9 protein-coding genes and 1 pseudogene are annotated in these 10,380 nt (G+C 59.7%); 4 read left to right on the forward strand and 6 right to left on the reverse strand.

What is annotated here, in order from left to right:
• Positions 1-9 precede the first annotated feature (9 nt).
• The 4 genes from gap to C8N42_RS18420 are packed head-to-tail and all read right to left on the reverse strand — an operon-like array spanning position 10 to position 4,950.
• Entirely contained in the window at positions 10-1,044 is a 1,035-nt protein-coding gene (gene gap, locus C8N42_RS18405; protein ID WP_107817955.1) for a type I glyceraldehyde-3-phosphate dehydrogenase, read from the reverse strand.
• On the reverse strand, positions 1,041-3,044 hold the full coding sequence (tkt, locus tag C8N42_RS18410; protein WP_107817956.1) for a transketolase: 2,004 nt from the start codon (positions 3,042-3,044) through the stop codon (positions 1,041-1,043). The genes gap and tkt overlap by 4 nt, the downstream gene beginning before the upstream one ends.
• An 11-nt stretch (positions 3,045-3,055) precedes the next feature.
• On the reverse strand, positions 3,056-3,928 hold the full coding sequence (locus C8N42_RS18415) for a phosphoribulokinase (RefSeq protein WP_107817957.1): 873 nt from the start codon (positions 3,926-3,928) through the stop codon (positions 3,056-3,058).
• 17 nt (positions 3,929-3,945) lie between these two features.
• Positions 3,946-4,950: a class 1 fructose-bisphosphatase gene (locus C8N42_RS18420; RefSeq protein ID WP_107817958.1), complete on the reverse strand. Its 1,005-nt coding sequence runs from the start codon at positions 4,948-4,950 to the stop codon at positions 3,946-3,948.
• Between the two features lie 100 nt (positions 4,951-5,050).
• On the opposite strand from C8N42_RS18420, the gene C8N42_RS18425 reads away from it, so the two are divergent.
• Positions 5,051-5,980, forward strand: coding sequence for a LysR family transcriptional regulator (locus C8N42_RS18425; protein ID WP_107817959.1), 930 nt, complete (start codon positions 5,051-5,053; stop codon positions 5,978-5,980).
• A 464-nt stretch (positions 5,981-6,444) separates the two neighbouring features.
• Complete coding sequence (locus C8N42_RS18430; RefSeq protein ID WP_107817960.1) at positions 6,445-8,076, forward strand: GMC oxidoreductase; 1,632 nt, start codon at positions 6,445-6,447, stop codon at positions 8,074-8,076.
• A gap of 312 nt (positions 8,077-8,388) precedes the next feature.
• Here C8N42_RS18430 and C8N42_RS18440 read toward each other — a convergent pair whose 3' ends face one another.
• Both C8N42_RS18440 and C8N42_RS18445 read right to left on the reverse strand, forming a co-directional pair.
• Positions 8,389-9,432 carry a recombinase family protein gene (locus C8N42_RS18440; protein WP_245890287.1) on the reverse strand — a complete coding sequence of 348 codons (1,044 nt, stop codon included), beginning with the start codon at positions 9,430-9,432 and terminating at the stop codon, positions 8,389-8,391.
• 41 nt (positions 9,433-9,473) lie between these two features.
• Positions 9,474-9,659: a hypothetical protein gene (locus C8N42_RS18445; RefSeq protein WP_107817962.1), complete on the reverse strand. Its 186-nt coding sequence runs from the start codon at positions 9,657-9,659 to the stop codon at positions 9,474-9,476.
• A gap of 344 nt (positions 9,660-10,003) precedes the next feature.
• Here C8N42_RS18445 and C8N42_RS22200 point away from each other — a divergent pair.
• Together C8N42_RS22200 and C8N42_RS18455 are read left to right on the forward strand one after the other, a co-directional pair.
• A pseudogene (locus C8N42_RS22200) lies at positions 10,004-10,105 on the forward strand (integrase core domain-containing protein); the annotation flags it as partial.
• Between the two features lie 173 nt (positions 10,106-10,278).
• The coding region (locus C8N42_RS18455; RefSeq protein ID WP_146168289.1) for a sugar phosphate nucleotidyltransferase at positions 10,279-10,380 on the forward strand (102 nt) is incomplete at its 3' end.

The following is a 10,380-nucleotide window of genomic DNA, read 5'->3' on the forward strand; positions in this document are numbered from 1 at the left end:
GCTATCTCCTCAGGCGGTTTCAAGCGATTTGGATGCGGGTGTGTCGATGAGGCGTCCCATCGCGACAGCGGTATCGGCCATGCGGTTGGAAAACCCCCATTCATTGTCATACCAGCTGAGGATGCGGACCATGCGTCCGTCCATCACCTTGGTCTGGTCCGTGTGGAACACAGAACTGTGCGGGTCGTGGTTGAAATCCGAAGACACATTCGCCCGGTCGGTGAAGTTAAGCACGCCCTTGAGCGGGCCGGCTGCTGCGGCGCGGATGGCTGCGTTGACTTCCTCGACCGTAGTGTCACGGGCGGCCTCAAAAACGAGATCGACAACCGAAACGTTCGGGGTTGGCACACGGATGGCCACACCGTCGAGTTTGCCGTTCAGTTCCGGCAAGACGAGACCCACGGCCTTGGCTGCACCCGTTGAGGTTGGGATCATCGACAATGCGGCTGCCCGAGATCGGTACAGATCAGAGTGCATCGTATCGAGCGTCGGCTGGTCGCCCGTGTAGCTATGGATCGTGGTCATGAATCCCTTTTTGATCCCGATAGCGTCGTTGAGGGTCTTGGCCACGGGTGACAGACAATTCGTTGTGCAGGACGCGTTCGAGACAATGAGATCCTCGCTGGTGAGCGCTTCGTGGTTCACGCCGTAAACGATGGTCTTGTCCGCGCCCGAGGCGGGGGCGGAGACCAGCACGCGCTTGGACCCGTTTTCCAGATGCAGAGCTGCCTTGTCGCGGACCGTGAAAATGCCGGTGCATTCGAGTGCAACATCCACGCCATCCCAGGGCAACTTCGCCGGATCGCGCTCGGCGGTGACTTCTATGGGGCCGAAGCCCGCGTCAATGGCGTTGCCTTTGACGGTTACCTCACGCGGATAGCGACCGTGTACACTGTCGAATTGCAAAAGATGCGCATTCGTTTCCACAGGGCCGAGGTCGTTGATCGCGACCACTTCTATATCGGTGCGTCCGCTTTCGGCGATGGCCCGCAGCACGTTGCGGCCAATCCGTCCGAACCCATTGATGGCGACTTTGACGGTCATGAATGTTTCCTTTTCTCGATTTTGTCTTTGGCGGATGCGACAACTGCCTCGGCGGTAATGCCGAAATGGCGGTAGAGGGCTGCGGCGGGGGCGGAGGCGCCGAAGGAAGACATGCCGACAAACCCATCTCCGCGCTCAAGAAAGAGTTCCCATCCTTGGCGCACGGCAGCTTCGATGCCGACGCGTGGAGCACAACCTCGCACCATGCAGCGGTAATCGGCGGATTGCCGGGCAAAGAGCTCAAAGGAGGGGGCGGAGACGACAGCAGCGCGGATTCCGTCCTCAGCGAGGGCTTCTGCGGCTTCCTGTGCAATCTCGACCTCGGAGCCGGTAGCAATCAATGTTATGTCGCGACCACTCTTCGGCTCCCGGATCACGTAAGCGCCTCGTGCGGTCATGTTGGCGTCGGTGTGCTTGGTGCGAAACGTCGGTAGGTCTTGGCGTGAGAGCACAAGCAGCGTAGGTGTGTCCGTGGCGGTCGCTGCGATTTCCCAGGCTTCTGCGGTTTCCACCGCATCGGCAGGGCGAATGACGGTGAGGTTCGGCATGGCGCGCAGGCTCGCAATGGTCTCGACCGGCTGGTGTGTCGGGCCATCTTCGCCCAGACCGATGCTGTCATGTGTCATGACATAGGTGACCGGTACGCCCATCAACGCTGAAAGCCGGATGGAGGGGCGGCAGTAATCCGCGAAAGCGAGAAAGGTGCCACCATAGGGCCGCAAACCGCCGTGAAGCGCGATCCCGTTCATCGCGGCGGCCATGCCATGTTCGCGGATGCCGTAGTGGATGTAATCACCCGAGAAATCGTCGGGGGTAATGGACCTCTGTGTCTTGCTTTTGGTGTTGTTTGACCCGGTCAGATCCGCAGATCCTCCGACCGAGTTCGGCAGGGTGCCATTGACGATCTCAAGCGCCATTTCAGAGGCTTTTCGCGTCGCCACTTTCGGTGCGTCATGGCTTAGCCGATGTTTATAAGCGGTGATCGCGGCATTGAGCGCCCGCGCGTCAACGGCTTCGTGAAACGCGTTGAACGCGCCGCCCTTAGGCGAGGCCATCTTGCGCCCGGCCCAAGACCTACGCGCGTCGGCGCCGCGTTGCGCGACCTGCCTCCAGGCCGCATAGACAGCTTCGGGGATATCGAAAGGCTCATGCAGCCAGCCGAGCGCTTCGCGGGTCGCCGCGACCTCCATCTTACCCAACGGTGCGCCGTGAACCTTGTGCGAGCCGCCCATATTCGGGGCACCTTTGCCGATCACCGTTCGGCATGCGATCATGGAAGGACGGTCGTCCGCGCGTGCGGCCTCGATCGCTTTTGCAATGGCTTCGTTGTTGTGCCCATCTACGGATTGTACATGCCACCCCGCAGCCTCGAAGCGTTTGACCTGATCCATCGAGGTGGAGAGGTCTGTGGACCCGTCAATGGTGATCCGGTTGTCGTCCCAAAACAGGATGAGACGCCCGAGGCCCAGATGACCGGCAAGGTCGATGGCCTCATGGCTGATCCCCTCCATGAGGCAGCCATCGCCGGCGAGCACATAGGTGTGGTGATCGACAAGATCGTCGCCAAAGCGCGCATTCATCATCCGTTCAGCCAAGGCCATGCCGACAGCCGTGGCGATGCCCTGACCGAGCGGGCCGGTGGTGGTCTCAATCCCCATGGCGTGGCCGTATTCCGGGTGACCTGCCGTGCGGCTGCCGAGTTGGCGGAAGTTGCGCAGTTGTCCCACGTCCATATCCTCATAGCCTAGCAGGTGATGGATCGCATAAACCAACATCGACCCATGACCTGCGCTCATCACGAACCGGTCGCGGTCCGGCCAAAGGTGGTCTTTCGGGTCGATTTTCATGAAGCGGTTGAACAGAACAGTTGCCACATCAGCGAGTCCCATCGGCGCGCCCGGATGGCCGGATTTGGCGGCCTCGACCGCATCCATGGTCAACGCGCGAATGGCATTGGCCATCTGGGTTTCGTCCACTTGGACAGGGGGCTGGACATTCATGTTCATTCTCCTCAGGCGCGTTTCGATTGGGACACGAGACGGTCAATCATTGGGGTGAAGATGAGCTGCATCGCGAGGTCCATCTTGCCGCCGGGAATGACAAGCGAGTTGGCGCGGGTCATCCAGCTGCCTTCGATCATCGACATCAGGTAAGGGAAATCTATGCCGCGCGGGTTCTTGAAGCGGATCACGACGAGGCTTTCGTCGGCGGTCGGAATCCAGCGCGCGATGAAGGGGTTCGAGGTATCTACGACAGGTACCCTCTGGAAATTGATATCGGTCTCGGAGAACTGTGGGCAGATGCAATGCACATAGGCGTGCATCCGGCGCAGGATCGTGTCGGTGACCGCCTCGGTGGTGTAACCGCGAGACGCCTTGTCGCGATGGATTTTTTGGGTCCATTCGAGATTGATGACCGGCACGACGCCAATTTTCAGATCAGCATGCGCGGCAATGTTTACCTCGTCGTTGACAACCGCCCCGTGCAGACCTTCGTAGAACAAAAGGTCCGAACCGTCCTCGAAGGGGGCCCAGTCGGTGAAGGTGCCGGGGGCCGCCCCCCATTTCTCAGCTTCTTTGTCGTCGTGGACATAGTGGCGCGTTTCGCCCGTCCCGGTTTCGCCATAGGTACGGAAAATTTCTTCGAGTTTGCCAAGCTCGTTCGCATCATAGCTGAAATGGCTGAATGTCTCGTCACCGGCAGCTTTGCGAACATCAAGTTCGGCTTTCATCGCGGCGCGGTCATACCGATGGAAGGCATCGCCTTCGATGGAGACGGTTTTGACCCCTTCGCGGCGAAAGATTTGGTCAAAGGTCGTTTTTACGGTCGTGGTGCCTGCACCGGACGAGCCTGTGACGGATATAATCGGGTGTTTCTTGGACATATCGCTACTTTCGGGGCTCAGGCGCGGAACAGGCCGCGATCGCCAAAGAGGGCGGAGACTTCCTGATCGGGCAGATCATGATAGACGCTGACCCGATCAACCTTCTCGGCTGTGCCGAAAACGAAAGGCACGCGGGCGTGCAGGCTATCGGGAGTGATGTCGAGGATGCGATGGATGCCGGTCGTGGCCTTGCCGCCCGCCTGTTCGACGAGAAACGCAATCGGCGCGCATTCGTAAACCAGCCTGAGCCGACCATGCTGATACCCATCGCGACCGTCAGACGGGTAGAGGAATATCCCCCCGCGCGACATGATCCGGTGGGTTTCGGCGACCAGAGAGGCAACCCACCGCATGTTGAAATTGCGACCGCGCGGCCCCTCGGCCCCTGCAATACAGTCGTCGATGTAAGCTCGAATAGGACGCGACCAGTGGCGGTAGTTCGATGCATTGATCGCGAATTCGCTGGCCGTTTCGGGAATGGCATCGGGGCGGGGCGCCTCGATGAAAGTGTTTGTGTCCGGGCTCAAAACAAAGTGTCGAACTCCCGCGCCGAACGTCACCGCCAAAAGCGTCTGCGGACCGTAGATGAAATAACCTGATGCGATCAGGTGCGTTCCGTCGCGCAGAAAGGTCTCCTCGCCGGTGTCCGCGGCCGGTTGAATGCCGAAGATCGTGCCAATCGAGACATTCGCGTCGATGTTCGACGATCCGTCGAGCGGATCAATCGCAAGCGCCAGCGTGCCATCGCCGTTGATCTCGATCACGTCGTCTTTTTCCTCGGACGCATACCAGCGCACGCCTGTGTCCTTCAACGCGGTCACGAAAGAAGCGTCAGCGATCACATCGAGGGCTTTCTGAATGTCTCCGTCCGTGTTCGATCCGACGTTCGCGTCAAGTGCACCGCCGAGCGGTCCGAGAGCGATCATGCGGCTCAACTGTGCCGCCACTTCGCAAAGCGCGGCCAATGTTGGCCGTAGATCGTGTGGTATCTCGTGGCTTGGTGAAATGATCTCTGGGGTCATCTGGAGAGGCCTCCCTTCCTCGTCCGGGGTGGCCTCAACAAAGCGACAAAAAGATGAATAAAAAAATTTAAAAAAATATTGGTATGTGTAAAATAAATTTATGAAACGACTGGATCAGCTTACTTTGAAGCAATTACGGACCCTGCAAACCGTGGTCCATGAGGGCAATATTTCTGCGGCCGCAGAAATCCTCGGATTGACTGCGCCTGCGGTGCATAGCCAATTGAAATTACTTGAGGAATTTGTGGGCGCTCCGTTGCTCCTCAAGCAGGGGCGTGCGCGGAATATCGTCACGGCGCAAGGGCAGGTGCTGCTCAACGCCTGTGACGAGATCGATGCGACACTAGAGCGCACATTGGCCACCATTCAAGCGCTCGAAACGGGCCACTCGGGACGGGTCGTCCTGGGTGTGGTCTCGACCGGCAAGTATTTCGCGCCGAGAATCGTTGCCCTATGTCGCCAGGCTTTTCCCGATATCGAGATTTCTTTGAGGATCGCAAATCGCCGTGACACGATTGCAGCGCTGAAATCGGGCGTTTTCGATCTTTGCATCATGGGCCGACCACCGCGCGAACCTTTGACCGATGAGATCGTGCTCGCCGAGCATCCTCACATCGTGATTGCAGCCTCCGATCATCCATTGGCTCACCTTGAGACGGTGCCGAGAGATGCGCTTTTGAACGAAGTTTTCGTCATGCGTGAACAGGGATCGGGAACACGTATTTTGGCGGCTCGTTTCCTTGACGAAATCGGGCATGGCCATCAGGCAACGACGATTGAAATGGACAGCAACGAAACGATCAAGCAGGCAGTTCTGAACGGGCTCGGTCTTGCGATGATTTCTGCCCATACTGTGGCTGAAGAACTTTCCTCCGGCCGACTGGTTGCTTTGCCGGTTAAGGGTTTGCCGATCAACCGCCGCTGGTATCTCCTTTCGGAGCAGGGCCGCACCATGTCTGCGGCTTCTCGAAAGGTTCGCGACTGGATCGCTGCCAACACAGACGAGATATTTCCAACCCTTCCATTTTAAAGGATCAGCATTTCGGATGCGTGACCGGGGCTGGGCCCAGCGGCTCTATCTGATGCGTACCATGGGCAACTGTCAAGGTGGCGCAAAAGGCGCAAAATTGGTCCATTAGGGCAGCGTAAAAGTAGGCCACTTTGGATTGAGCCGTTTGTTTGATTTTAGAGGCGCGCCCGGGGACCGGCGGCTCCTCACACAGCAAGCGGGGTCCCGGGCGCATTGCCCCGTAAGGGGCAATTCCTGATCAGTTGTTCTGAGTTGGTTTCAATTCGCAATACAGCGTCGCCTTCGAGCGCCTCAACACACGCGCCATCTCTCGGACAGGAACCTTGGCACTCAGTCAGCACTCGATTTTACACTGTTCTTCGATGTTCAATTGCTTGTAGGAGCCACTCATGGCACAATTTCCTTATTAGATAACCCATTGGTTTCTAATAGGAGTTGCAGTTCATGGTAGCGCGCACCCTGCGGTGAGATCGGAACCGGAATACGACATTGCGATTGTCGGAAGCGGTCCGGTTGGCGTCGCGCTCGCGCGTCGTCTGGTCGGATCGGGGCGGCGGATCGCCCTGATCGAGGCCGGTGATGCGCGCCATCGTCCCGAAGATGAGGCCGGGGTTCAGGCCGCAGCGCGTCTGACGCCCCAAAGCCATCCGGCCGGGCATCTGTATCGCCGACGCATGCTTGGCGGCGCCTCCAGCGTCTGGGGCGGGCGGTGTCTTCCGTTCGCAACCGAAGATTTTGCGCAACACCCGGCGCGTTCAGGATGGCCGATCGGCTATGAGGACGTCAGCCCCTATTGGGCGGAAGCGCTCGACTTTCTCGAGGCGGGCGAGCCGGTTTTCGACGAGGCGGCCTTTGCCGTGCCCCGGCCCTGGGCGGGGGGGCGGGACGTTATCGATTTCGACCAGATCGAGCGGTTTTCAAAGCCGACGGATGTGTGGAAGCGCTATGGCGCCGAGTTGGCGGCGTCGGATGGTATTGACGTCCTGAGCAACAGTCTGGTTCGTGAAGTCCTGCTCGACCGCGAGAGCGGCAGGGTCCGGGCGCTCGATCTGCGTGACACACGGACGGGCGCGGCGCGGCAGCTGACGGCCCGGCGGGTCATCCTTGCCGGGGGCGGGATCGAGACGGCCCGTCTGCTGCTCGCATCGCGCAGTCTTTTGCCCGGCGGCATCGGCAACCAGAACGATCTTGTCGGGCGTAGCTACATGACTCACCTGATCGGGGACGTGGGCACACTAACCTATTCCGGCGCTGTGCCCTTCGAACGGCTCGACTACCGGCTGACGCGGGATGGCATTTACGGGCGCACGATCATGCGCCTGCCTGCGTCCTTGCGCGCGGCGGAGGGCTTGCCCAATGTGTTATGGCGCCCTAACATCGCCCCGATATGGGATCCGGCGCATGGCAGCAGTGTGCTGTCCGCCATGCATTTTGCCAAGCACCTAGTGGCCCCTCGAGAATATGCGGACCGGCTGGCGGCGCAGGGGCGCCTTGGTGAGCCCCAAAGCTTTTCGAAGGGTTTTGGGGGGCATGTCATGAACCTGGTGCGCCATCCCTTTGCCCTCGTTGCTTTCGCAGCGGACTGGACCAGACGGCGGACGCTGGCCGAGCGCAAACTGCCTTCGGTGTTTCTCAGATCACGCAACGCCTCCTACGCTTTGGAACTCAACGCAGAACAATACCCGGATGCCGGTTCGCGCATCGGCCTGTCCGACCAGGTCGACAGGCTGGGTATGCCCCTGGTCACGATCGACTGGCAGGCGGGGGAGGCGACGCTGACCGGCCTGAAACGCAGTCTGGTCTTGCTGCAAGATGGGCTGGCCCGGGCGGGGATCGGCAGGTTTCAGTATGATCCTGAACTGGTCGAAGGGCAGATCGCGCCTCAGGGGGGGCATCACATGGGGACGGTGCGGATGGCGCGGACCCCGTCCGAGGGGGTTGTCGATACCACGTCGACGGTCTTCGGCCATCCTAACCTGCATGTTGCCGGAGCTGCCGTCTTTGCCACGAGCTCAAGCGTTAACCCGACGCTTCTGGCCGTGGCTCTGGCCATGCGGCTTGGCAATTACATCAAATCTCAGGAGCGCTGGACATGAGGGAGTGTCTTCCAGTCTGCGCCGTAATGATGACGTTGTATCGCACGGATTCGCTGCCATTGATGGAACGCGCGCTCGGATCTCTGGAAGCATAGGACTACGCGGGGGAAATCCGGATCTGTCTCTGCGTCGACGGGTCGATCCCGCAGACCCATGCGACCTGGCTGTTGGCCAATCGCGCCCGTTTCTGCCGTGTTGTCGAGAATGACGTGAATATCGATCTTGCCATGTCGCTCAACCGGCTGATCGACGTCCTGCACCTGCGCCAGTTTCCGGTGGATTCCGCTCAGGTTCGAAGGACGCTTACCCGGCTCACCGCGATTTTGCATCCGATCTTCTGCATCCGGCGTGCGCTGTGGCGGAATCCGAATGCACCACTTCCCATATCACCGTGCGGACGATGCGCTTTTTAAGCCTGGCATCGGTGGACGGCGCAAACCAGACGCGTTCGAGATTGGTCCCCAAGACGGCCAGGTCTTCCGCCGGCAGTACTGTTCCGTCCGGGCTGGCCGGGTCGTACTGCGCGAGCTTGTGCTCGATCTCCTGAACCCGCTGAAGCGCCCGGTTCCACCGGGTTTCCAGTTCGGCGGTCACGAGGCGGTTCTCCGGGTCGGACGCATCATACTGCCGGAAGGCCCGGTCAGCTGCGTATTGAGCCGCCTCCAGGTCACGGCAAAGCGCATCGCGGACTTGATCCCGCTGGTTCAATGCTTGTCTGGCGGCCGCCTCTGCGGCGGCGATGGCTCCGGGACTGACCACCTGCAGGAGCGCGTGTTCAATGACATCATCGACCCGCAAGCCACCGAAAGAGATGCAGCGCGCTTCGCCGTTGTCCAGGAGGCCGCGCCAGCAGGAGTAACGCGGGATGTCGTGCTTCTTGCCGGTGTAGCGAACCGTCAGCTTGCGGTCGCAGCGTTGGCAGCGCAGCAGTCCGGCAAGAAGGGCAGAGCCGTGTTTGGCTGCACCATGATGTCGGCTCTGAGGGACGTTGTTGCTGACCATTTTACGGATCGCCTCTACCCGCTCCCAACTCACGTAGCCTTCATGTGCGCCCGGCTTCAATGCAAGCCATTCCTCGCGGTCTTTCCTGCGAACGGCCGATGTCCCGACCCCTGGCGATGCCTGGGTTTTGCCATAGGCACAAGCCCCGCCGTAGGCCGGATTGACGATCATGCGGTGGATGGTGGCATAGGTCGGGCGGCGCCAGACCACCTCACCCTGTTTGCGCAAGCTGGGCAGTTCAAGGCCATGTTCGAGGAACCACAGGAGGGCCTGCCGTGCGCTCCCGCATGGCATATTGCAGGGCGCTGCTTTCCCGGTTGTGCAGGACCTGGTGGGCCGATGACTGGCGGACATATAGGATCGCCTTGCGTTTCAAATGCTGCGGACCAATCTTCTCATGCTTCATGATCGCTCCCCCTGTCCGCCGCGCCGGCGTGCTCTGCAATCAGGCGTGCCATCAACCGTGTCAGCGTTTGCTGCGTGTCGCCGGGAAGGCTTTGCCAAGGCGGTGTCTGTGTCACGGGCGCGGACTGGGTGTCCGGGAACAGCTCGAGTTGCGTCGTCGTCATTTTGCGCGGCATGGGCCAACCTCCGAATCTCGTGTTCAGAGTCCGATGCTGCGTCATCGCGTGATCGGGAGCGGGATTTATTGAGCGGAATACAAGCGGCATCGGAAATCAGCCCCGCGAGAGCACTTAGAGCCTCCAAGCCGCAGAACCAGAACGGCGGCAGGAAGCACATGCGGCCCGGACAAACATCCATACGGGGACTTCCAGAAGCCTGTCCAACCGACGGCCAGTGAGGTTGCGCCGCAACATAGCATCGCCGGGCTTGTCGATCACAGAATGGACATAAACCGATCTGCCGAACCAGGGATGCCATGGATAAAGAACCTCGCGCCGGTCGGTAATGTGGGTGTTCTGGCGTTCAGTTGTATAACACGGTCAGGCCGCACAGCGCTCTGGGCTACCGCCCGCCTGCGCCCGAAAGCATCGTTCAAATGGACCACGGGTCCACAATGCACTAACAATTAAAATGGACCACCTGATGGGGGCACGCCAAGTGCAAATGGGAATTCTAATTGTCTACGGGCCCTAGAAAGAATAGTCCGCCATAAGTACACTCTTCCTAGATTTCATAAGCAGTTCACATTTGTCAGGAAGATATAAAAACGCTGGCTCTATCTAAGAGGACGAACGAATGTCATTGCTCACCCCAGTCATATTATGCGGCGGTTCCGGGACGCGGCTTTGGCCGTTGTCTCGGAGGTCCTATCCCAAGCAATTCGTGCCTTTGATGGGG

Source organism: Celeribacter persicus (genome assembly GCF_003050785.1).
Taxonomy (GTDB): Bacteria; Pseudomonadota; Alphaproteobacteria; order Rhodobacterales; family Rhodobacteraceae; genus Celeribacter; species Celeribacter persicus.

Bases quoted from the DNA above. Each gene is read 5' to 3' on its own strand.
- C8N42_RS18440 (WP_245890287.1), bottom strand. From the start codon at position 9,432: ATGTCCGCCAGTCATCGGCCCACCAGGTCCTGCACAACCGGGAAAGCA.
- C8N42_RS18415 (WP_107817957.1), bottom strand. From the start codon at position 3,928: ATGTCCAAGAAACACCCGATTATATCCGTCACAGGCTCGTCCGGTGCA.
- C8N42_RS18425 (WP_107817959.1), top strand. From the start codon at position 5,051: ATGAAACGACTGGATCAGCTTACTTTGAAGCAATTACGGACCCTGCAA.
- tkt (WP_107817956.1), bottom strand. From the start codon at position 3,044: ATGAATGTCCAGCCCCCTGTCCAAGTGGACGAAACCCAGATGGCCAAT.
- C8N42_RS18420 (WP_107817958.1), bottom strand. From the start codon at position 4,950: ATGACCCCAGAGATCATTTCACCAAGCCACGAGATACCACACGATCTA.
- C8N42_RS18445 (WP_107817962.1), bottom strand. From the start codon at position 9,659: ATGCCGCGCAAAATGACGACGACGCAACTCGAGCTGTTCCCGGACACC.
- gap (WP_107817955.1), bottom strand. From the start codon at position 1,044: ATGACCGTCAAAGTCGCCATCAATGGGTTCGGACGGATTGGCCGCAAC.